Below are 22,825 nucleotides of genomic sequence, written 5' to 3' on the forward strand. Positions count from 1 at the left end.
GGCCGACAACGTCCGCGAGACGTACACCGTGAACGCCTCCGCCGAGACCGCCAACGGCACCTGGCAGCTGCGGGTGCAGGACACGGCCCGCTACGACACCGGGTACATCAACAGCTTCAAGCTGACCTTCTGACGGACGGCGTGCACGTCGCGGGGGCCGCACCGGGCACCGGTGCGGCCCCCGCGGCCTTCGGGCCCCGCGACTCCCGGGGCCCGGTGCGCGACGGCCCGGAGGGGGGCCGCCGCGCGCCCGGGAGGCGTCCACGGCGTCGTGCGCCGGATCACCGACGCGCGCCGGGTGCCTACCGGGCGGCCTGGTTCGCGGCGTCCAGCAGTGCCTTCTCGGTCACGGCGCCGACGTACACCTTGCCGTCGTCCGTCAGCAGGGCGTTGACCAAGCGGGTCTTGAAGACGGTGCCGGAACCGAACTTCCCGGTCACCTGGTCGCCCAGGGCGCCGAGGAGCTTGTCGGCCTCCGCCGGAAGCCCCTCCCCGCCCGCGCCCGACGGCGCCGCGGGGCCGGCAAGTTCCAGGACCGTGGTCCAGCCCTCGCCGATCACGTTCGGACCGGGGAAGTCCTCGGCGGACTCCAGGCCGCCCAAGTCCTTGCCGAGGCCCTTGCGGAACTCCTCCAGTTCCTTTCCTGCCGGGCCGCCGGGCTCGCCGTCCGCGCCGTCGGCGTGCAGGGATTCCTCGTCGAGCTCCGTCACCTTCGCGCCCTTGGGCGGGGTGAAGGCGAAGGTGTCCGCGGCGGGCTTGGCGAAGTCGACCTGGGTGAACCCCGCGTCGACCGCGGCCTTGCCGCCGGTGCTCGGCGTGAGCGTGAACTTCAGCGGGACACCGTTCCGCGCGTCCACCGCGACCTTGATCGCACCGATCGTGGAGCCGCTCTGCTTCGGCTTGATGACGAGCTGGTAGGCGTCCCGTCCCGCGATCCGGGCCGTGCCGCCCACGGTGACCGACGTGGTGCCGTCGACGGCCTTCAGCGCCTCGGTCGCCAGCTCCTTCGGGGTGACCTGCGGTTCGTGCGTCTCGTCGGCGCCGCCGCTCCGGTAGGCGTCGTCCTTCGCGTGCAGGACCTCGTTGGCCTCGCTGTCGTACGTCCAGACCTCGCCGTCGCGGTGGACGACCGTGTACTCGTCGTCGCCCTCCCGGATCGTGAGCCGCTGCCGGTCCGGTCCGTCCGCCGCGACGCGCAGGGTGTGGGTGCCCGACGCGAGCTCCAGCAGCTTGGCCTCCGCCTCCTTCGCCTCCCCGGCACCGGCCTCGCCCAGCAGGTCGCCGAGGCCGGCGAACGAGGGCAGGCCCAGGTCCGTGCTGACCTTCAGCGTCCCGGACATCTGCTCGACGTCGGACGCGGCGATCTTCTCGATGAGCTCCTGTGCCGTGATCTCCGGCAGGTCGGGGTCGCCGGCCGCGGCCAGCGCGGGGACGAGCCCGATGGTCGCCGCCGCGACCCCCGCCACCGCGACCGGGACCGCGTACCGCGCCATCCTCCTGCGGGCGGCCGGGACGGCCGGGGTCGCAGTGCGGGCGCTGTCGTTCGGTTCCATGTGGGCTACCTCCGTGGTGTGGTGTGTCCATCTGACCAAAGCCACACCCCCGAAAGCGTCAGTCCACGGGATCAACTCGGCATACCTCTCAGGGATGACGCCCTCTCAGGGTCTCCCCCATGCCGTCCCGGCGGACCCGCCCGCCGCATCTCGGTGCCGGTACTCCCGCGGACCCGCGCCGCACCCCGGCGGCACCACCTCCGCGGACCGCCGCTCCCCGGCGGACCACCTCGGCAACCCGCCGCACCGCTTCAGGTGCCTCACCGCGTCCACCTCACCAGCCGCACCTCAGCAGCCCCACTCCGCAGCACCACCGCACCAGGTACCAGGCAACGGAAGCGCGCCGGGCAGCCCACCGCCGGACCACGCGCCCCGGGGCACCCACACGAACCGCGCCCCCGAACCACCCCCACGAACCACGCACCGGGAACCGCCCCCCGCGGGCAGCGCACCCGGTCCCCGCCCCTGGGCCGCTCGCGCAAGCCTCGTGCCCGCACCCGCGTCGTCCACGCGCCGGCCCCGACCACTCCCGCGGCGCCCCCGGCACGGCCCCGTGCTCAGCCCGCCCGGTGGACCACCAGGTCGCAGAGCTCCTCCAGCGCGGCCCGCGCGTAGCACTCCTGGAGCGGGGCCAGCATCGCCCGGGCCTCCTGGGCGTACCGCACCGTGTCCTTGCGGGCGCGCTCCAGCGCCGGGTGGGCGCGCAGCCGCCGCAGTGCCTCGGCGTGCCGCGCGTCGTCCGTCAGGTCGCCGTCCAGGAGCTCCACCAGCTCCAGGTCCTCGGGCCGCCGGTGGCGCTCCGCCTCGGCCCGCAGGTGCAGGACCGGGAGCGTGGCGATGCCCTCGCGCAGGTCGGTGCCGGGCGTCTTGCCCGACTCGTGGGAGTCGGAGGCGATGTCCAGCACGTCGTCCGCGAGCTGGAAGGCCACGCCGAGCCGCTCGCCGTACTGCGTCAGGACCTCCACGACCCGCTCGTCCGCGCCCGCCATCATCGAGCCGAACCGTCCGGAGACGGCGATCAGCGAGCCGGTCTTGCCCGCGATGACGTCGAGGTAGTGCGCGACCGGGTCGTCGCCCTCACGCGGCCCCGCCGTCTCCAGGATCTGGCCGGTGACCAGCCGCTCGAACGCCTCCGCCTGGATGCGCACCGCCTCGGGGCCGAGATCCGCCAGGATGTGTGAGGCGCGGGCGAAGAGGAAGTCACCCGTGAGGACGGCGACGGAGTTGCCCCAGCGTGCGTTCGCGCTGTCCACCCCGCGCCGCACGACCGCCTCGTCCATGACGTCGTCGTGGTACAGCGTCGCCAGGTGCGTCAGCTCGACCACGACGGCGGAGGGGACGACACCGGGCGCGTGCGGGTCGCCGAACTGCGCGGCGAGCATCACCAGCAGGGGCCGGAACCGCTTGCCTCCCGCCAGCACCAGGTGCTGGGCCGCCTCCGTGATGAACGGCACGTCGCTCTTGGTGGCATCGAGGAGCCCGGCCTCGACCGCCGCCAATCCGGTCTGGACATCGGCTTCGAGAGCCTGGTCCCGCACGCTCAGCCCGAACGGCCCGACTGCGGTCACGAGGAGGTCTCCTGTCTGCTGACGATCACGACGCTCACCGTTCACACGGATTGTCGATGTGTCGCTGGATTCACTCACGTCAGCGTATCCGGTCCCGTTTGGATCGCCGTGGGCACCTTCCCGCCACCCCCGGTATGTTCGTGATCAGCGTTTCCGGATGAAATAACCGCTTTTAAGCGTACCGTCGCGCGTGCCCCGGCCGGCCCCCGGACCGTCCCCCGCGCGCCCGTACGGAACAGGAGGCTCCGCTCATGCGCCCCCGCGTCCGCTCCTCCTTCCCGTACCCGGCGGACCGCACGGACGTCCGGGTCCCGCTGCCCGACGGCACCCTGCTGTACGCACGGATCTGGCGGCCGCTGACGGACGAGCCGGTCCCCGCGCTGCTGGAGTACGACCCGGGGCGGCTCACCGACGGCACCGCGCCCCGCGACGCCCAGCGCCACCCCTGGTACGCGGGTCACGGCTACGCGTCGGTCCGGGTCGACCCGCGCGGCCGCGGCAACAGCCAGGGGCTGCCGCACAGGCGTACGGACGCGGGGGATGCGGCCGCGGTCGTGGCGTGGCTCGGCGCTCAGCCGTGGTGCACCGGCCGGATCGGCATGACCGGCCTGGGCCCGGGGGGCGACACGGCCCTGCGGGCGGCCGCCCTGTCCGCCGAGGCCGCACCGGCGCTCGCGGCCGTGGTCGCCGTCGGCGCGCACGACGGGCACGACGCGTACGGCGGGGCCGACGGTCCCGGCGGCGGTGGCGGGCGTGTCGCCCACGACCGGGGCAGCGGCGGCTTCGCCCCGCCCCTCACCGCCGGGGCCGCCGCGCTCGCCGCTGCCGCCGCGCCCCCGGACCCGCGTTACGCCGGGGACGCGTGGCCCGACCTGTGGGCCCGGCGGCTGGCCGCGCTGGACGCGGGAGACCCGGCGGGACCCGAGGACGCCGGGACGCCCCTCGCGTACGACGCCGTGCGCGTCCCGGTCCTGGCGGTGGCCGGCTGGCACGACCCGCGCCGGGACACCGTGCTGCGCCTGCTGGAGCGCCTGCCGCGCCACCTCGTCCGGGGCGTCCTCGGCCCGTGGCCGTGCCGCTACCCCGACCGGGGCGAGCCGCCGGGCCCGGCGATCGGCTTCCTCCAGGAGACGCTGCGCTGGTGGGACCACCATCTGAAGGGCCTGCGCACCGGCGTCATGGACGAGCCGCTGCTGCGCTCCTGGACCCGCGGCTGGCGCGGCGACGACACCTGGCCGCCCCCGCACGTCACCCCCGTCACGTACGCCCTCCAAGGCGGGCCCGCGCCGGTGCGCTCGCCGCTGCACACCGGTCTGGACGCCGGGCGTTTCGCGCCCTCCGGCGGGGACGCCGACCTGCCGCCGGACCAGCGTGCGGAGGACGCCCTGTCGGCCTGCTTCGACGTCGCCGTACCGTCCGGGGGGCCGCCCGTGGAAGTGCTGGGCCACCCCGTGGTCCGCCTCGCGGTCCGGGCGGACGGGCCCGCCGCCCGGATCACGGTCCGCCTGTGCGACGTCGCCCCGGACGGGACCTCCGTGCTCGTCGCCCGGGGCACCGCCACGGGCGCCTCCGGCACGCACGCCGTCCGGTGCGGGGCCAGCGGCCACGCGTTCCCGCCGGGCCACCGGATCCGTGTCGCCGTCTCGTCCGCGTACTGGCCGTGGGTGTGGCCGCTGCCCGCCCCCGGAGCCCCGGCGCCCGGCGACACCCGCGCCCGGGGCCCCGCCGCCGGCGCCCACGGCACGCGCGCCGCCGCCCCATCCGGCGACCCCGGAGGCACCCCGCCCGGCGGCTTCACCCTCGACCCGGCGGGCTGCTCGCTGCTCCTGCCCGTCCGCGCACCGGCGCCGCACGACGCCACCGTCGGGTTCCCCGGGCCGGAGCAGGCCCCGCCGCTGGGCGTCGGCGTCCCCGCCATGCTCGGCGCGCCCGACGGGGACCGGCCGCCGCTCCTCGTCGTACGGGACGTCGCCCGGGGCGTGTGGCGCCTGGAGGCCGACGCGTGCAGCGGCGAGCACGGCAGCGTCCGCGCCTACCCGGACGGTCTGGAGCTCACCGAGCGGGCCGTGGAGACGTACGAGATCGACGAGGGCGCCGGGCCGCTCTCCGCGCGGATGCGCGCCGAGTGGCACATGCGCTGGCACCGCCCGGACCTCGACCCGCCGTGGCACGCCGCCGTGGAGGTGCGCGCCGAGGCGGGGTACGACACCGACGGGCTGCTCGTGCGCACCGAGCTGGTCTGCACCGGCACCGTCGGTGAGGGCGCGGACGGAGGTGACGAGGTCCTCCTCCACCGCACCTGGGAGAAGCACCTGCCCCGGCCGTAACGTGTCCCCCACACACGTGGAAAGCGAGGCAAGCACCGATGCCCGAGCAGTCCGAGCGGTCCGAACAGAGGCCGCGTAGCCCGCTCGACCTCGCCGAGGGCGACCCCTTCGGCCCGCACAACCTCCCGTACGGCGTGTTCTCGACGGCGGACGAACCCGCGCGCCGCCGCGTCGGCGTCCGGATCGGCGGCCATGTGCTGGACGCGGGCGCCGCCGCGCACGCGCTCGGCTCCCCCTACGCGGACCTGCTGGCGCAGCCCAGCCTCAACCCGCTGATGGCGGCCGGCCGCACCGCGTGGCGCGACGTGCGCCGGGCCCTCACCGCATGGGTGACCTCCCCCGCGCACCGCGCCGCCGTGGAACCGCTGCTGCACCCGCTGGACGGCCCCGGCGCGGTCGCCCTCCACCTGCCGTACGAGGTGGCGGACTACGTCGACTTCTACGCGAGCGAGCACCACGCGTCGAACGTGGGCCGGATGTTCCGCCCCGACGGCGAGCCGCTGACGCCGAACTGGAAGCACCTGCCGATCGGCTACCACGGCCGCTCCGGCACCGTGGTGGTGTCCGGCACGGACGTCGTGCGGCCCTCGGGCCAGCGCAAGGCTCCGCAGGACGCGGCGCCGGTCTTCGGCCCGTCGACGAAGCTGGACATCGAGGCGGAGGTCGGCTTCGTCGTCGGCACCCCGTCCGAGCTGGGTCGCCCGGTGCCGCTGGGCGGCTTCCGCGACCACGTCTTCGGGCTGACGCTCCTCAACGACTGGTCGGCGCGGGACGTCCAGGCGTGGGAGTACGTGCCACTGGGTCCCTTCCTGGGCAAGTCGTTCGCCACGTCGGTGGCGGCCTGGGTGACGCCGCTGGAGGCGCTGGACGCGGCGCGGGTGGCGCCGCCCGCCCGGGACTTCCCGCTGCTGCCGTACCTCGACGACTCGGACGAGGACGAGCCGGGCGGCTTCGAGCTGCACATCACGGTGCGGATCAACGGCGAGGTCGTGGCCGAGCCGCCGTTCTCCACCATGTACTGGACGGCGGCCCAGCAGCTCGCGCACATGACGGTGAACGGCGCGTCGCTGCGCACCGGCGACCTGTACGGCTCGGGCACGGTCAGCGGGCCCGAGGTGCACCAGCGGGGCTCGCTGCTGGAGCTGACGTGGAACGGCCGGGACGCCCTGGAACTGACCGGCGGCAAGCGGACGTTCCTGGAGGACGGCGACGAGGTCACGCTCACGGCGTGGGCGCCTGGCCCCGACGGCGTGCGGGTCGGCCTCGGCGAGGTCACCGGCCGGATCGCCCCCGCGGTCTGATCCGCGGCCGGGCGGGGGGCCCGGCACCCCCGGCTCACGGGGTGCCGGGCCCGCGCGGCTCCCACAGCCGGGCCGCGCCCCTGGGTGGTCAGTCAGTCCGCCACAGGGCGGGCGCGTTCGGCGGCTCCCACCCGGGCTGCGCGGTGTGGCCCTGCAGGCAGGTGTAGCCGCGCCCGCCGTACGTGACGCGGTCGCCCGCGCGGTACGCCGTCCCCGCGGCCCATGTGCCGCCGGTGGGGGTGGGCGTGGGCGAGGGCCCCGGGTCCTGCGGTACGGCCAGGACGAAGTCGAACGTGGCGGTCCTGGCGCCGCCCGCGCTCTGCACGGTCATCAGCAGCCGCGGGTCGAACAGCGCGTCGGTGTGGTTGCGCGGCTCGCCCGGGAAGTACAGCTGGGTGGTGAGGACGGGCCGGCCGGGGGCCTGCACCTTGACGTGGAGGTGGCGGGTGCGCCCGGGGTAGAGGCCCGGGACGATGGTGGTCAGCCGGAACGCGCCCCGCTCGTCGGTGAACTGGTGGCCCCGGTAGCGGAAGCCGGTGTTGTCGTACGCGCCGTTCGCGTCGGCCTGCCAGAAGTCCAGGAGGACGCCGCCCACGGGCCGGCAGGCCAGCCCGAAGACGTATCCCTGTACGTCGAGCCGGACGCCCTGGCCTCCGGGCTCCAGGAGCGAGGTGCGGCGCGGGGAGTCCGGCTTGAAGTAGGGGCCCTCCATCTGCGGGGGCGTGGGGTCGTCGCCGTCGTCGCACTGCGGGGTGAGCGCCGGGGGCGTCTCGGCGGTGGCGGTGCGGGCGAGGGCGGGGACGCCCATGAGCGCGGCGGGGGTCGCGACGCCGGCGGCGAGCGCGGCGCGTAACACGGCCTTGCGGCTGGGGTTCCGGGGGTGGTGGTCCATGCCGGTGGCTCCTCGTGGCGAAGAGGTCTGCGGGACGGGGCGGAGCACCACCGAACCTATGGGGGGCCTCCGGGCGGGGCGAGGGACGGGATGCGGTGGTCGTGGTGTTTATCCCGGCCGCCCTGTGCGCCCCGCCGGAAGTCCCCGGGGCTCAGCCCGGTCTCGCGCCGGAAGAAGCGGCAGAAGTACGAGGGGTCGTCGAAGCCGACCCGTCCGGCGACCTGCCGGACCGTCAGGTCGGTCTTCGCCAGCAGGCGTTTCGCCTCCCGGGTGCGGGCGTCGCGGACGAGCTGCCCGGGGGTGCGGCCGGTCGCGGCCTTGACGGCTTCGGCGAGGTACCCCGGGGTGACGCCGATCCTGTCGGCGCAGGCGCGCACCGACCACGACTCGGCCTGCCCACGGGCGACGAGCCGCCCGAACTCCTCGACGACGCGGCCGGGCCGGGCGGGCGCGGCGGGGCCCTCCGCGGAACCGGGGCCGGCCAAGGGCGCGGAAAGTCTGGCCGCCCGGACGACGAGGACGTGGAGGAGGGCGCGCAGGACGGACGCGAAGCCCTCGGCGCCACCGCGGTACTCGTCGTGGAGGTCGTGGACGAGCCGGGCGACGGCGGGGCGCGCGGCCCCGTCGAGGCGGAGCCACGGCCGCTCGCTCAGCCTGCGCAGCAGCTCGCGGTCGCCGGGGTGGTCGAGCAGGAAGTCCTCGGTGAAGAGGATGACGGACCCGTCCAGGCCGGCTGCGCCCTCCCAGTGGTGGACCTGCCCCGGGGCGACGACCCCGAGGTGCGGCGGGCGCAGCTCCTGGCGGGCGAGGTCGACGACGTGGACGCCGCGGCCCGAGGTGACGTGGACGATCTCGTAGAAGGTGTGCCGGTGCGGGAAGGCGGCGCGGGACAGGGGGCCGATGGTGTCGAAGGTGCCGACGGCGAAGGGGAGGTCCTGCGGCCGGGGCACTTCCAGTCGGTGCGTCGGCAGCACCGCGTCCCCGGCGATCCGACCGCGTCGCATCCCCGCCACCCCCTACAGGTCCAGACCAATCACCTCCGGCCACCATGCCACGGGGCGACCTGCCGGGACAGGGCACGTTCCGCCCGACGGCCCCCCTCCGGGTGCGGCGGTGCGCCGGGCGGCACATGCTGCTGGGGGCGGGGCAGGGAACCGCCCGGGCCCGGCTTCGTCCGGACGGAGACCGGACCCGCCCGTACGACCAGAGCCGCCCGTTCACGACCGGACGGACCCGTACCGACGGACGCACCCGTACCGACCGGAGCCGCCCGGACCACGTCGGGGCGCCTGCACGGCAGGGCCGCCCGGCTTGAGCCGCCGAGTGACCGGACCCGTCCGGGCGACCGGCCCCCGGGGACACCGGGCTCGGTGCGGACCGGCCGAGTCCGCGTCCGGCACACCGGCGGCGTCCGGCAGGGCCCGGCGGCGGCACGGTCCGCCGCCCGGGACCGCCCGGTCGACGGGTGGCACGCACGCACTGTCGCAAGGAGCACCGCATGCACCCGAAGGGGCCCATATCCGCTGCCGCGGTCACCGCTCTCGCCTCGTTGACCCTCCTGGCAGGACCGGCGGCACCCGCCGCGTCCGCGTCCGCCGAGGAGTCCGCGTCCGCCTCGTCCGCCGGAGGGACCGCGTCCGCCGACGGCAGCGGGTCCGCGCACGCCGACCTCGTCACCGCGTACCAGGCGACGCTCAAGTACCACTCCGTCGAACGGGCCCTCCAGGACGGCTACCGGCCGATGCGCGGCTGCATCGAGCGGGAGGGCGAGGGCGGCATGGGGTACCACTACGTCAACACGGCCTACAACAACACCACCGACCCGGCGCACCCCTCCGCCCTCATGTACGAGCCGGGGCCGGGCGGCACGCTGCGGCTGGTGGGGATCGAGTGGTTCGTCGAAGACGCCGACCAGGACCTGAGCACGGACGACGACCGGCCCGCCATGTTCGGACAGCCCTTCCTCGGTCCGTCGCCCGGCGTCGAGGAGGGCGTCGCCGCCCACTACGACCTGCACGTGTGGATCTACAAGCCCAACCCCAAGGGGATGTTCCACGAGTGGAACCCGCACGTGTCCTGCCCCGCGGACTGACCGCCCGCGAGGCAGCACACAGCGGTCGGGCGGGGCACGCCACCGCGCCCCGCCCGACCGCTGTGTGCGACCCGCCGCCGCGCTACCGGACGAACACGCCCGCCTGCGAGGCCAGCTCCAGGAAGTACTGCGGTGCGAGGCCGAGCACCAGGGTGACCGCGACGCCGACGCCGATCGCCGTCATCGTCAGCGGCGACGGCACGGCCACGGTCGGGCCCTCCGGGTGCGGTTCGCTGAAGAACATCAGCACGATGACCCGGATGTAGAAGAACGCCGCGATCGCGGAGGCGACCACGCCGACCACCACCAGGGCCCCGGCGCCGCCCTCGGCCGCCGCCTTGAACACGGCGAACTTGCCGGAGAACCCGGACGTCAGCGGGATCCCGGCGAAGGCCAGCAGGAACACCGCGAACACGGCCGCCACCAGCGGTGAGCGCCGCCCGAGCCCGGCCCACTTCGACAGGTGCGTGGCCTCCCCGCCGGCGTCCCGCACCAGCGTGACGACGGCGAACGCGCCGATCGTGACGAAGGAGTAGGCGGCCAGGTAGAACAGCACGGAGGAGATGCCGGACGGGGTGGCCGCGATGACGCCCGCCAGGATGAACCCGCCGTGGGCGATCGACGAGTAGGCCAGCAGCCGCTTGATGTCGGTCTGCGTGATGGCCACGATCGCACCGGCCAGCATGGTGACGATGGCGACGCCCCACATGACGGGCCGCCAGTCCCAGCGGAGCCCCGGCAGCACCACGTACAGCAGCCGCAGCATCGCGCCGAACGCGGCGACCTTCGTGGCCGCGGCCATGAAGCCGGTGACCGGGGTGGGCGCGCCCTGGTAGACGTCCGGGGTCCACATGTGGAACGGCACGGCGCCGACCTTGAACAGCAGGCCCATCAGCACCAGGGCGAAGCCGATGAGCAGCAGCACGTCGCTGCCCATGGTGGCGGCGAGCGCCGGGTCGACGGTGCCGACGGCCCCGTCCACGACGTCCGCGATCCGCGCGTACGACACGGAGCCCGCGTACCCGTACAGCAGGGCGATGCCGAAGAGGAAGAACGCGGAGGCGAAGGCGCCGAGCAGGAAGTACTTGACGGCGGCCTCCTGCGACACCAGCCGCTTGCGGCGGGCCAGCGCACACAGCAGGTACAGCGGCAGGGACAGGACCTCCAGCGCGATGAACAGCGTCAGCAGGTCGTTGGCCGCCGGGAAGGCCAGCATGCCGGTGACGGCGAACAGCGCCAGCGGGAACACCTCGGTGGTGGTGAACCCGGCCTTGACGGCGGCCTTCTCATGGTCGCTGCCGGGCACGGCCGCGGCCTCGGCCGCGAAGGAGTCGACCTTGTGGCCGTGCCTGGCCGGGTCGAGCCGCCGCTCGGCGAACGTGAACACCGACACCAGCGCGACCAGCAGGATCGTGCCCTGGAGGAACAGCGCGGGCCCGTCGACGGCGATGGCGCCCATCGCGGAGATCCCGGCCTTGGTGGTGCCGTACCCGGCGACGGCGAGGCCGACGACGGCGGCGAACGCGGCGGCCAGCGCCGCCACGCTCAGGAACAGCTGGCTGTGGTAGCGGGCGCGGCGCGGGACCACGGCCTCGACGAGGATGCCGAGCACGGCCGCGCCGACCACGATGAGGATCGGTGCCAGCTGTGCGTATTCGATCTTCGGCGCCTGGATGGCGCCGAGCGGCTCCGCGACCGGCCCGGCCGCCGCTGTCCACAGGCTGTGGAAGTCCGTTGTGCTCACTTCGCCGCCTCCACCTGGGGCCGGACCTCGGGTGCGGGGTCCTTCTGGTCGACGTCGGACATGGTGTGGCGCACCGCCGGGTTGACCACGTCGGTCACCGGCTTCGGGAACACACCGAGGAACAGCAGCAGCGCGATCAGCGGTGCGGCCACGGCCAGTTCACGGGCGCGCAGGTCGGGCATGGCCCGCACCTCGTCCTTGACGGGCCCCGTCATGGTCCGCTGGTACAGGACCAGCGTGTACAGCGCGGCCAGCACGATGCCCAGGGTGGCGACGACACCGGCCGCCGGGTACCGGGCGAACGTGCCGACCAGCACCAGGAACTCGCTGACGAACGGGGCGAGCCCCGGCAGCGACAGCGTGGCGAGACCGCCCACGAGGAAGGTGCCCGCCAGCACCGGGGCGACCTTCTGCACACCGCCGTAGTCGGCGATGAGCCGCGACCCGCGCCGCGAGATGAGGAACCCGGCGACCAGCATCAGGGCGGCCGTGGAGAGCCCGTGGTTCACCATGTAGAGGGTGGCGCCGCTCTGGCCCTGGCTGGTCATCGCGAAGATGCCGAGGATGATGAAGCCGAAGTGGGAGATCGACGCGTACGCGATCAGCCGCTTGATGTCCCGCTGGCCGACCGCGAGCAGCGCCCCGTAGACGATGCTGACCAGTGCGAGGACCAGGATCACGGGGGTCGCCCACTTCGACGCCTCCGGGAACAGCCCGAGGCAGAAGCGGAGCATCGCGAACGTGCCGACCTTGTCGACCACGGCCGTGATGAGGACGGCGACCGGGGCCGTGGATTCGCCCATCGCGTTGGGCAGCCAGGTGTGCAGCGGCCACAGCGGCGCCTTCACCGCGAAGGCGAAGAAGAAGCCGAGGAACAGCAGCCGTTCGGTGTTCGTGGCCATCTCCAGCTCGCCGCTCGCGCGGGCGGCGGCGATCTCGGTGAGGGAGAAGTTGCCGGCGACGACGTACAGTCCGATGACGGCGGCCAGCATGATGAGTCCGCCGACCAGGTTGTAGAGGAGGAACTTCACCGCCGCGTAGGACCGCTGGGCGGCGGCGTGCTCCTCGGTCCCGGCGTGCGCCCGGTCCCCGAACCCCCCGATGAGGAAGTACATCGGGATGAGCATGGCCTCGAAGACGATGTAGAAGAGGAAGACGTCGGTGGCCTCGAAGGAGAGGATCACCATCGCCTCGACCATGAGGATCAGCGCGAAGAACCCCTGGGTGGGCCGCCACCTCTTCGACTGGTCCGCGGCGGAGCCGCCGTCGGACGCGGCCGGGGCGTCGGCGTCGTGCCAGCCCGCGAGGATGACGAAGGGGATGAGGACGGCGGTGAGCGCGACGAGCGCCACGCCGATGCCGTCGACGCCCAGTTCGTACCGCACTCCGAAGTCCGGGATCCAGGCGTGGGACTCGGTGAGCTGGTAGCGGGCGCCGCCCGGGTCGAAGCGGGCGAACACGGTCGCGGCGAGCGCGAGCGTGGCGAGGGAGAAGACGAGCGCCACCCACTTGGCCGCGGTGCGTCGGGCCGCCGGCACGGCGGCCGTGACGATCGCACCGGCTGCGGGCACGGCCGCCGTCGCCGTCAGAAGGTAGGACATCGCGGTCACACCCCCCTCATGAGCAGGGTCGCGGCGATCAGCACCGCAGCACCTCCGAACATCGAGACCGCATAGGAGCGGGCGAAGCCGTTCTGCAACCTGCGCATCCGGCTGGACAGTCCGCCCATCGACGCCGCCGTGCCGTTGACGACGCCGTCGACGAGGGTGTGGTCCACGTAGACCAGCGAGCGGGTGAGGTGCTCGCCACCGCGCACCAGGACCACGTGGTTGACGTCGTCCTGGTAGAGGTCGCGGCGGGCGGCCCTGGTGAGCAGCGAGCCGCGCGGCGCGACCACCGGCACGGGCCGCCGCCCGTACTGGGCGTAGGCGAGGCCGGCGCCGACGAGCAGCACCACGATGGTGGACGTGGTGATCACGGCGGCGCTCACCGGCGGGTGGCCGTGCTCGAAGTCCGTGACGGGCGTCAGCCAGTTCACGAACGCGTTGTTGAGCGAGAACAGGCCGCCGGCGAAGACCGACCCGAAGGCCAGCAGGATCATCGGGACGGTCATGGACTTCGGCGACTCGTGCGGGTGCGGCATCCGCCCGGGCTGCGCCTCCGCGGCGGGCTCCGCGCTGGGCACCTCGTCCGCGTCGGGGGCGGGCTGCCAGCGCTTCTCGCCGAAGAAGGTCATCAGCATCACGCGGGTCATGTAGTACGCGGTGAGGCCGGCGCCCAGCAGGGTGACCGCGCCGAGGATCCAGCCCTCGGCACCGCCCTTCGCGAAGGCCGCCTCGATGATCTTGTCCTTGGACCAGAAGCCGGACAGGCCGGGGAACCCGATGATGGCGAGGTAGCCGAGCCCGAAGGTCACGAAGGTGACGGGCATGTACTTCCGCAGGCCGCCGTACTTGCGCATGTCGACCTCGTCGTTCATGCCGTGCATGACGGAGCCCGCGCCGAGGAACAGCCCGGCCTTGAAGAAGCCGTGCGTCACCAGGTGCATGATCGCGAAGACGTAGCCGATCGGGCCGAGGCCCGCGGCGAGGATCATGTACCCGATCTGGGACATCGTCGACCCGGCGAGGGCCTTCTTGATGTCGTCCTTGGCGCAACCGACGATCGCACCGAAGAGCAGCGTGACCGCGCCGACCACGACCACGGCCAGCTGGGCGTCCGGGGCCGCGTTGAAGATCGCCCCGGAGCGGGTGATCAGGTAGACGCCGGCCGTCACCATGGTGGCGGCGTGGATGAGGGCGGAGACCGGTGTGGGGCCCTCCATCGCGTCCCCGAGCCAGGACTGCAGCGGCACCTGGGCGGACTTGCCGCACGCGGCGAGCAGCAGCATCAGCCCGATCGCCGTGAGGGTGCCCTCGGACGTCTCGCCGACGGAGCCGAGCACCGGACCGAAGGCGAAGGTGCCGAAGGTGGTGAACATCAGCATGATCGCGATCGACAGGCCGATGTCGCCGACCCGGTTGACCAGGAACGCCTTCTTCGCGGCGGTGGCCGCGGTGGGTTTGTGCTGCCAGAAGCCGATGAGGAGGTACGAGGCGAGGCCGACGCCCTCCCAGCCGAAGTACAGCAGCAGGTAGTTGTCGGCGAGCACCAGCAGCAGCATCGCCGCGAGGAACAGGTTCAGATAGCCGAAGAAGCGGCGGCGGCGCTCGTCGTGCTCCATGTACCCGATCGAGTACACGTGAATGAGCGTGCCGACACCGGTGATGAGCAGCACGAACGTCATCGACAGCTGGTCGAGCTGGAAGGCGATGTCCGCTTGGAAGCCCTCCACCGGGACCCAGGTGAACAGCCGCTGGCTCAGCGTCCGTTCGTCGGCGCTCCGGCCCAGCATGTCGGCGAACAGCACCAGGCCGAGGGCGAAGGAGGCGGCCGCGAGCAGCGTGCCGAGCCAGTGTCCGGCCCGGTCCAGCCGCCGGCCGCCGCAGAGCAGGACGGCCGCTCCGAGCAGAGGCGCCGCGATGAGCAGCGCGATCAGGTTCTCCACGATGCAGCGACCCCTTACAGCTTCATCAGGCTGGCGTCGTCGACCGAGGCCGAATGGCGGATGCGGAACAGCGACACGATGATCGCCAGCCCGACCACGACCTCCGCGGCGGCGACGACCATCGTGAAGAACGCGATGATCTGGCCGTCGAGGTTGCCGTGCATGCGGGAGAAGGCGACCAGGGTGAGGTTGCAGGCGTTGAGCATCAGCTCGACGCTCATGAACACGACGATCGCGTTGCGCCGGATCAGCACGCCCGCGGCGCCGATGGTGAACAACAGGGCGGCGAGATAGATGTAGTTGACGGGATTCACTTGGCCGCCTCCTCTCCGTCCCGCCGGGCGGACCGGTCGCGCTCGCTTCCGAGCCCGCGCACGTCCTCCTGCTCCCGGCCGAGCCGCTCCTGGGAGCGCTGCTCCAGGGCCTTGAGGTCGTCCAGCGCCTGCGCGGACACGTCGCGGACCTGGCCGCGCGCCCGCAGCGTGCGGTTGACGGTGAGCTCGGACGGGGTGCCGTCGGGCAGCAGGCCGGCGATGTCGACCGCGTTGTGCCGGGCGTACACACCGGGCGCGGGCAGCGGCGGGAGCTGCGTCCCCTCCCGTACGCGCTGCTCGGCCAGCTCCCGCTGGGTGCGGGCCTTCTCGGTGCGCTCGCGGTGGGTCAGCACCATGGCGCCGACCGCGGCCGTGATGAGCAGCGCACCGGTGATCTCGAAGGCGAAGACGTACTTGGTGAAGATGAGCGCCGCCAGGCCCTCCACGTTCCCGCCGGAGTTGGCGGCGCCCAGCCCGTTGAAGGTCTCCAGGGAGGCGCTGCCGATGCCCGCGACGAGGAGGGCCCCGAAACCGAGGGCGCACAGCGCCGCCAGCCAGCGCTGACCCTTGAGGGTCTCCTTCAGCGAGTCCGCGGCGGTGACGCCGACGAGCATCACGACGAAGAGGAACAGCATCATGATGGCGCCGGTGTAGACGACGATCTGCACGATGCCGAGGAAGTAGGCGCCGTTCGCCAGGTAGAACACGGCGAGGATGATCATGGTGCCGGCCAGGCAGAGCGCGCTGTGCACGGCCTTCCTCATCAGGATGGTGCACAGGGCGCCGATCACGGCGACCGTGCCGAGCAGCCAGAACTGCACGGCCTCACCGGTCGAGGTGGTGTACGCGGCGGCCAGGGTCTGCGCGGTCATGCCTCGACCACCTTCTCCGAGGCGGGTTCGCCCGGGCCGAAGTCCGACGCGGCCTCCTGCGGCGCGCCCTCGTCGGAGACCGGCTGACGGACCGTGCCGGGCGCGGCCTCGGTGACCAGGCCCCGGTAGTAGTCCTGCTCGGTCATCCCCGGGTGGATGGCGTGCGGGCTGTCGACCATCCCCTCCTCAAGGCCGGCGAGGAGCTGCTCCTTGGTGTAGATGAGGTTCGCCCGGGAGCTGTCGGCGAGCTCGAACTCGTTGGTCATGGTCAGCGCGCGGGTGGGGCACGCCTCGATGCACAGTCCGCAGAAGATGCAGCGGGCGTAGTTGATCTGGTAGACGCGCCCGTACCGCTCGCCCGGCGAGTAGCGCTCCTCGTCGGTGTTGTCGGCGCCCTCGACGTAGATGGCGTCGGCGGGGCAGGCCCAGGCGCACAGTTCGCAGCCGACGCACTTCTCCAGCCCGTCCGGATGCCGGTTGAGCTGGTGGCGGCCGTGGAAACGGGGCGCCGTGGTCTTCTGCTGCTCCGGGTACTGCTCGGTCAGCCGCTTCTTGAACATGGCCTTGAAGGTCACGCCGAAGCCGGCCACCGGGTTCTGGAAGTCAGACACCCTCCGTCTCCTTTCCGTCACTGGCAGTATCGGGGCCGCCACTGACAATCAGCTCTCGGTCGGCCCTGGGCCTGCGCCGCGGCACCGGCGGCAGGGTCTGCCCGGGCAGCGGGGGCACCGGGAACCCGCCGGCCATCGGGTCGAAGCCGGCGTCCTGCGCCGCCTCCGCGGCCTCCTCCTCGGCCTTGGCCCTCCGGTCGCGGAACATGTCGGCGACGAAGGACAGCAGCAGCACCGCCAGCACCGCCCCGGCGACGTACAGCACGATCTGCTGGAACGCGACGTTCTCGTTGCGCAGCGCGCGGACGGTCGCGACGAGCATCAGCCACACCACGGAGACGGGGATGAGGACCTTCCACCCCAGCTTCATCAGCTGGTCGTAGCGGACCCGCGGCAGGGTGCCGCGCAGCCACACGAAGCAGAAGACGAAGGCGACGACCTTGCCCACGAACCACAGCAGCGGCCACCAGCCGTGGTTGGCGCCCTCCCAGAACGCGGAGACCGGGTACGGGGCCCGCCAGCCGCCCAGGAACAGGGTCACCGCGATCATCGACACGGTGACCATGTGGATGTACTCGGCCAGCATGAACATCGCGAACTTGATGGAGCTGTACTCGGTGTTGAAGCCGCCGACGAGGTCGCCCTCGGACTCCGGCATGTCGAACGGCGCCCGGCTGGACTCGCCGATCATCGTGACCATGTAGACGAGGAACGACACCGGTAGCAGCACGGCGAACCAGCGGTCCTGCTGCGCCTCGACGATGGCCGACGTCGACATCGAACCGGAGTAGAGGAACACCGACGCGAAGGCCACACCCATCGCGATCTCGTAGGAGATGACCTGCGCCGCCGACCGGATGCCCCCGAGCAGCGGGTAGGTGGACCCGGAGGACCAGCCGCCGAGGACGAAGCCGTACACGCCGAGCGAGCCGATCGCCAGGACGTACAGCATCGCCACCGGCAGGTCGGTGAGCTGCATCGTGGTGCGGACCCCGAAGACGGACACCTCGTTGCCGGCGGGCCCGAAGGGGATGACGGCGACGGCCATGAAGGCGGGGATCGCGGCCAGGACGGGCGCGAGGACGTAGATCACCTTGTCCGCGCGCTTGACGACCACGTCCTCCTTCAGCATGAGCTTCACGCCGTCGGCGAGGGACTGGAGCATGCCCCACGGGCCGTGCCGGTTGGGCCCGACGCGCCGCTGCATCCAGCCGACGACCTTGCGCTCCATCACGATGGAGATCAGGACCGTGACCATGAGGAAGGCGAAGCAGAAGACCGCCTTGACGACCACGAGCCACCAGGGGTCGCGGCCGAACATCGACAGGTCCTCGGCCGCGAGGAGGGCCGGGTTCACGCTTGCACCTCCGACGGGTTCGACGGGTCGGGTGAGTCGGGTGTCCCCACCGGGGCCGGTGCGGCCGCGGGGGCCGCGTCGACCGCGGCGGGACCGATGCGGACCAGCCGGCCCGGCACCGCCCCGGTGTCGGACAGGACGCCGCCTCCGACCGAGTTCAGCGGCAGCCACACGACCCGGTCGGGAAGTTCGGGCGTCACCTGGAGCGGCAGCCGTACGGTCCCGGACGGGCCGCCGACCTCCAGCAGGTCGCCGTTCCCGACGCCGCTCTCCGCCGCCGTGACCGGCGACAGCCGGGCGACCGCGGCGTGCCGGGTGCCGGCCAGGGCCTCGTCGCCCTCCTGGAGCCGCCCCCGGTCCAGCAGCATCCGGTGGCCGGCCAGCACCGCCTCGCCCTCGCCGGCGCGGGGCAGCGGCAGCGCCGCCTCGGACGGGTCGCCCGCGGGGGCGCCGTCCCACGCGCCGAGCCGGTCCATCTCGCGCCGCACGGACGGCAGGTCCGGCAGCCCGAAGTGGACGTCCATGGCGTCCGCCAGCATGTGCAGCACCCGCGCGTCGGTCGGCGGCAGCGGCCGGGTCATCTGGTCCGGCTTGAGCGCGGCCTCGAACATCCGCACCCGGCCCTCCCAGTTGAGGAACGTGCCCGGCTTCTCGGCGACCGCGGCCACCGGCAGCACCACGTCGGCCCGCTCGGTGACCTCGCCGGGCCGCAGCTCCAGCGACACCACGAACGCCGCGTCGAGCGCCTGGCGCGCCCGCTGCGGGTCGGGCAGGTCGGCGACGTCCACGCCCGCGACCAGCAGCGCGCCCAGCTCACCGGTGGCGGCGGCCTCCAGGATCTGGCCGGTGTCCCGCCCGTAGCGGTGCGGCAGGTCCCGCAGCCCCCAGGCGACGGCTGTCTCCTCGCGGGCCCGCGGGTCGGTGGCGGGCCGTCCGCCGGGCAGCAGTGACGGGACGGCGCCCGCCCACAGCGCGGCGCGCTCGCCGGCCCGGCGCGGCATCCACACCAGCCGGGCGCCGGTCGCGGAGGCGAGCCGCACGGCGGCCGTGAGCGCCCCGGGCACGCCCGCGAGCCGCTCGCCGGCCACGATGACGGCGCCCTCGGTGCGCAGGGCCTCCGCGGCGGCGGCCCCGGGGCCGTCGAGCGAGGTGCCGGAGGCGAGGGCGTCGAGCCACTCGGTCTCCGTGCCGGGCGCGGCCGGCAGGAGCGTGCCGCCCGCCTTGGCCAGCCCCCTGGTGGCGTACGGCGCCACGGAGTAGGTCCGCAGGCCGTGCTTGCGCCACGCCTTGCGCAGCCGCAGGAAGACGCCGGGCGCCTCCTCCTCGGCCTCGATGCCCGCGAGCAGCACCGCGGGGGCCTGCTCCAGGGAGCGGTACGTGACACTGGTGCCGTCCAGGTCCACGCCCCGGCCCGCGACCCGGGCCGCGAGGAAGTCGGCCTCCTCGCTGCTGTGCACGCGGGCGCGGAAGTCGATGTCGTGGGTGTCCAGCGCCACGCGGGCGAACTTGGCGTACGCGTAGGCGTCCTCGACGGTGAGCCGTCCGCCCGTCAGCACGCCGGTGCGGCCACGGACGAGGCCCCGCGCCGCCGCTTCCAGGGCCTCCGGCCAGGACGCGGGCTGCAGGGCGCCGTCCGCGCCCCGCACCAGGGGGGTGGTGAGCCGGTCGCGCTGCTGTGCGTAGCGGAACGCGAAGCGTCCCTTGTCGCACAGCCACTCCTCGTTGACCTCCGGGTCCTCGGCGGCCAGCCGCCGCATGACCTTGCCGCGCCGGTGGTCGGTGCGGGTGGCGCAGCCCCCGGCGCAGTGCTCGCACACGGAGGGGGTGGAGACCAGGTCGAAGGGGCGGGAGCGGAACCGGTACGCCGCCGAGGTGAGCGCGCCGACCGGGCAGATCTGGATGGTGTTGCCGGAGAAGTACGACACGAAGGGGTCGCCCTCGCCGGTGCCGACCTGCTGGAGGGCGCCCCGTTCGACGAGTTCGATCATCGGGTCGCCGGCGATCTGCTGGGAGAAGCGGGTGCAGCGGGCGCACAGCACGCACCGCTCGCGGTCCAGCAGCACCTGCGTGGAGATCGGCACCGGCTTCTCGTAGGTCCGCTTCCGGCCCTCGAAACGGGACTCGGCCTGCCCGTGGGACATGGCCTGGTTCTGCAGGGGGCACTCGCCGCCCTTGTCGCAGACGGGGCAGTCCAGGGGGTGGTTGATGAGCAGCAGCTCCATCACCCCGACCTGGGCCTTCTCCGCGACCTGGGAGGTGAGCTGAGTACGGACCACCATCCCGTCCGTACAGGTGATCGTGCAGGAGGCCATGGGCTTGCGCTGGCCCTCGACCTCGACGATGCACTGGCGGCAGGCGCCGGCCGGGTCGAGGAGAGGGTGGTCGCAGAAGCGGGGGATCTCGATGCCGAGCTGCTCGGCGGCGCGGATCACCAGGGTCCCCTTGGGGACCGAGAGTTCGATGCCGTCGATGGTCAGCGAGACCAGGTCTTCCGGCGGCACCGCCGGGCCCGCGCCTCCACCGGTGGAGGACGTGGTGACGGTCATGCGTTCACCTCCACGTGGTTGTCCGCCCAGGCGGTCGACTTGGCCGGGTCGAAGGGGCAGCCCTTGCCGGTGATGTGCTCCTCGTACTCCCCGCGGAAGTACTTCAGGGAGGAGAAGATCGGTGAGGCGGCGCCGTCGCCGAGGGCGCAGAAGGACTTGCCGTTGATGTTGTCGGCGATGTCGGCGAGCTTGTCGAGGTCGGCGAGCTGCCCCTTGCCGGCCTCGATGTCGCGCAGCAGCTGCACGAGCCAGTAGGTGCCCTCGCGGCAGGGGGTGCACTTGCCGCAGGACTCGTGGGCGTAGAACTCGGTCCAGCGGGTGACGGCCCGGACGACGCAGGTCGTCTCGTCGAAGCACTGGAGCGCCTTGGTGCCGAGCATGGACCCGGCGGCGCCGACGCCTTCGTAGTCGAGGGGGACGTCCAGGTGCTCGTCCGTGAACATGGGCGTGGACGAGCCGCCGGGGGTCCAGAACTTGAGGCGGTGGCCGGGCCGCATGCCGCCGCTCATGTCGAGCAGCTGCCGCAGCGTGATGCCGAGCGGCGCCTCGTACTGGCCGGGTCCGGCGACGTGGCCGCTGAGCGAGTACAGCGTGAAGCCGGGGGACTTCTCGCTGCCCATCGAGCGGAACCAGTCCTTGCCGCGGTTCAGGATCGCGGGAACCGACGCGATGGACTCGACGTTGTTCACGACGGTGGGGCACGCGTAGAGGCCGGCGACCGCGGGGAACGGGGGCCGGAGCCGGGGCTGGCCGCGGCGCCCTTCGAGCGAGTCGAGCAGGGCGGTCTCCTCGCCGCAGATGTACGCGCCCGCGCCCGCGTGCACCGTGACGTCGAGGTCCATGCCGCTGCCGAGCACGTCCTTGCCGAGGAAGCCCGCCTCGTACGCCTCGCGCACCGCCTCGTGCAGCCGCCGCAGCACGGGGACGACCTCGCCGCGCAGGTAGATGAAGGCGTGGCTGGAGCGGATCGCGTAGCAGGCGATGACGATGCCCTCGATGAGGGCGTGCGGGTTGGCGAAGAGGAGGGGGATGTCCTTGCAGGTGCCGGGTTCGGACTCGTCGGCGTTGACCACGAGGTAGTGGGGCTTGCCGTCGCCCTGGGGGATGAACTGCCACTTCATCCCGGTGGGGAAGCCTGCGCCGCCGCGGCCGCGCAGGCCGGAGTCCTTGACGTACGCGATGACGTCGTCGGGCGTCATGGCGAGGGCCTTGCGCAGGCCCTCGTACCCGTCGTGCCGCCGGTAGGTGTCCAGGGTCCAGGAGTCGGGCTGGTCCCAGAAGGCGGACAGAACCGGTGAGAGCAGCTTCTCGGGGCTGGTCTCCCCGATCTCGGGTGCCAAGGTCATCACTCCCCCTCGGTGTTCGTGTCGTGCCGGGTGGCGTCCTGCCGGGCTTCGCCGCGCGGGTGCACGACCCGGGGCGGGAGCGCCTCGCCCTTGGCGAGCTTCAGCCCGATGAGGGAGGCGGGGCCGGCGCCGCCGGTGGCCTCGACCGCGTCGGGGCGCGGGTCGGGGAAGCCGGCGAGGATGCGGGCGGTCTCCTTGAAGGTGCACAGGGGCGCGCCGCGGGTGGGGGCGACGGGGCGGCCGGCGCGGAGGTCGTCGACGAGCTTCCTGGCGCTCTCCGGCGTCTGGTTGTCGAAGAACTCCCAGTTGACCATCACGACGGGTGCGAAGTCGCAGGCCGCGTTGCACTCGATGTGTTCGAGGGTGACCTTGCCGTCCTCGGTCGTCTCCTGGTTGCCGACGCCCAGGTGCTGCTTCAGCTCCTCGAAGATGGCGTCGCCGCCCATGACCGCGCACAGCGTGTTGGTGCAGACGCCGACCTGGTAGTCGCCGCTCGGCTTGCGCCGGTACATGGTGTAGAAGGTGGCGACGGCGGTGACCTCGGCGGTGGTGAGGCCGAGCGTCTCGGCGCACCAGCGCATGCCGGTGCGGGTGACGTGGCCCTCCTCGGCCTGCACGAGGTGCAGCATCGGGAGGAGCGCGGAGCGGGAGTCGGGGTAGCGGGCGACGATCTCCTTGGCGTCCGCGTCGAGCCGGGCGCGTACGTCGGCGGGGTAGTCGGGTGCGGGGAGCTCGGGCATGCCGAGGCTCGTCGC

At 73.2% G+C, this 22,825-nt stretch carries 18 protein-coding genes; 4 read left to right on the forward strand and 14 right to left on the reverse strand.

What is annotated here, in order from left to right; translation table 11 throughout:
- Nucleotides 1-133: proprotein convertase P-domain-containing protein (locus tag BJP40_RS35780; RefSeq protein WP_226962889.1), on the forward strand; the 133-nt coding region annotated here is incomplete at its 5' end.
- Nucleotides 134-302: 169 nt separating this feature from the next.
- On the opposite strand, the gene BJP40_RS21185 is transcribed toward BJP40_RS35780, so the two are convergent.
- On the reverse strand, nt 303-1,553 hold the full coding sequence (locus BJP40_RS21185; protein WP_071264805.1) for an outer membrane lipoprotein carrier protein LolA: 1,251 nt from the start codon (nt 1,551-1,553) through the stop codon (nt 303-305).
- Nucleotides 1,554-2,110: 557 nt separating this feature from the next.
- The gene (locus tag BJP40_RS21190) at nt 2,111-3,121 is read right to left on the reverse strand and encodes a polyprenyl synthetase family protein (protein ID WP_071264803.1); all 1,011 of its coding nucleotides are present in this window, start codon (nt 3,119-3,121) and stop codon (nt 2,111-2,113) included.
- Nucleotides 3,122-3,372: 251 nt separating this feature from the next.
- Here BJP40_RS21190 and BJP40_RS21195 point away from each other — a divergent pair, with 251 nt between their 5' ends.
- Complete coding sequence (locus BJP40_RS21195) at nt 3,373-5,448, forward strand: CocE/NonD family hydrolase (RefSeq protein ID WP_071281685.1); 2,076 nt, start codon at nt 3,373-3,375, stop codon at nt 5,446-5,448.
- A gap of 38 nt (nt 5,449-5,486) precedes the next feature.
- The gene (fahA, locus tag BJP40_RS21200; RefSeq protein WP_071281686.1) at nt 5,487-6,749 is read left to right on the forward strand and encodes a fumarylacetoacetase; all 1,263 of its coding nucleotides are present in this window, start codon (nt 5,487-5,489) and stop codon (nt 6,747-6,749) included.
- An 88-nt stretch (nt 6,750-6,837) separates the two neighbouring features.
- Here fahA and BJP40_RS21205 read toward each other — a convergent pair whose 3' ends face one another.
- Both BJP40_RS21205 and BJP40_RS21210 read right to left on the reverse strand, forming a co-directional pair.
- Entirely contained in the window at nt 6,838-7,641 is an 804-nt protein-coding gene (locus BJP40_RS21205) for a carbohydrate-binding protein (RefSeq protein WP_071281687.1), read from the reverse strand.
- Nucleotides 7,642-7,697: 56 nt separating this feature from the next.
- A complete protein-coding gene (locus BJP40_RS21210) occupies nt 7,698-8,645 on the reverse strand; it encodes an AraC family transcriptional regulator (protein WP_071281688.1) in 948 nt (315 codons plus the stop codon).
- A gap of 494 nt (nt 8,646-9,139) precedes the next feature.
- Between BJP40_RS21210 and BJP40_RS21215 the strand changes: the two genes are divergently transcribed.
- Complete coding sequence (locus BJP40_RS21215) at nt 9,140-9,733, forward strand: hypothetical protein (protein WP_071281689.1); 594 nt, start codon at nt 9,140-9,142, stop codon at nt 9,731-9,733.
- A gap of 82 nt (nt 9,734-9,815) precedes the next feature.
- On the opposite strand, the gene nuoN is transcribed toward BJP40_RS21215, so the two are convergent.
- From nuoN to nuoE, 10 genes are read right to left on the reverse strand one after another with little or no spacing between them, the layout of a single operon-like run.
- The gene (gene nuoN / locus BJP40_RS21220; protein WP_071281690.1) at nt 9,816-11,477 is read right to left on the reverse strand and encodes an NADH-quinone oxidoreductase subunit NuoN; all 1,662 of its coding nucleotides are present in this window, start codon (nt 11,475-11,477) and stop codon (nt 9,816-9,818) included.
- Nucleotides 11,474-13,078, reverse strand: coding sequence for an NADH-quinone oxidoreductase subunit M (locus BJP40_RS21225; RefSeq protein WP_071281713.1), 1,605 nt, complete (start codon nt 13,076-13,078; stop codon nt 11,474-11,476). The genes nuoN and BJP40_RS21225 overlap by 4 nt, the downstream gene beginning before the upstream one ends.
- A 5-nt stretch (nt 13,079-13,083) precedes the next feature.
- On the reverse strand, nt 13,084-15,024 hold the full coding sequence (gene nuoL, locus BJP40_RS21230) for an NADH-quinone oxidoreductase subunit L (protein WP_071281691.1): 1,941 nt from the start codon (nt 15,022-15,024) through the stop codon (nt 13,084-13,086).
- A gap of 14 nt (nt 15,025-15,038) precedes the next feature.
- Nucleotides 15,039-15,338 carry an NADH-quinone oxidoreductase subunit NuoK gene (gene nuoK, locus BJP40_RS21235; RefSeq protein ID WP_071264787.1) on the reverse strand — a complete coding sequence of 100 codons (300 nt, stop codon included), beginning with the start codon at nt 15,336-15,338 and terminating at the stop codon, nt 15,039-15,041.
- Entirely contained in the window at nt 15,335-16,210 is an 876-nt protein-coding gene (locus BJP40_RS21240; RefSeq protein WP_071281692.1) for an NADH-quinone oxidoreductase subunit J, read from the reverse strand. The genes nuoK and BJP40_RS21240 overlap by 4 nt, the downstream gene beginning before the upstream one ends.
- Complete coding sequence (nuoI, locus tag BJP40_RS21245; protein ID WP_236246347.1) at nt 16,207-16,821, reverse strand: NADH-quinone oxidoreductase subunit NuoI; 615 nt, start codon at nt 16,819-16,821, stop codon at nt 16,207-16,209. The genes BJP40_RS21240 and nuoI overlap by 4 nt, the downstream gene beginning before the upstream one ends.
- Nucleotides 16,814-18,142, reverse strand: a complete 1,329-nt coding sequence (gene nuoH, locus BJP40_RS21250; protein ID WP_071281715.1) for an NADH-quinone oxidoreductase subunit NuoH — start codon at nt 18,140-18,142, stop codon at nt 16,814-16,816. Before nuoH ends, nuoI begins: the two co-directional genes overlap by 8 nt.
- A gap of 32 nt (nt 18,143-18,174) precedes the next feature.
- On the reverse strand, nt 18,175-20,724 hold the full coding sequence (locus BJP40_RS21255) for an NADH-quinone oxidoreductase subunit G (protein ID WP_071281693.1): 2,550 nt from the start codon (nt 20,722-20,724) through the stop codon (nt 18,175-18,177).
- Nucleotides 20,721-22,073, reverse strand: coding sequence for an NADH-quinone oxidoreductase subunit NuoF (nuoF, locus tag BJP40_RS21260; protein ID WP_107416826.1), 1,353 nt, complete (start codon nt 22,071-22,073; stop codon nt 20,721-20,723). The genes BJP40_RS21255 and nuoF overlap by 4 nt, the downstream gene beginning before the upstream one ends.
- Nucleotides 22,070-22,810, reverse strand: a complete 741-nt coding sequence (nuoE, locus tag BJP40_RS21265) for an NADH-quinone oxidoreductase subunit NuoE (RefSeq protein WP_071281714.1) — start codon at nt 22,808-22,810, stop codon at nt 22,070-22,072. Before nuoE ends, nuoF begins: the two co-directional genes overlap by 4 nt.
- Nucleotides 22,811-22,825 lie beyond the last annotated feature (15 nt).

The sequence above is a fragment of the Streptomyces sp. CC53 genome (genome assembly GCF_001865245.1).
Lineage (GTDB): Bacteria > Actinomycetota > Actinomycetes > Streptomycetales > Streptomycetaceae > Streptomyces.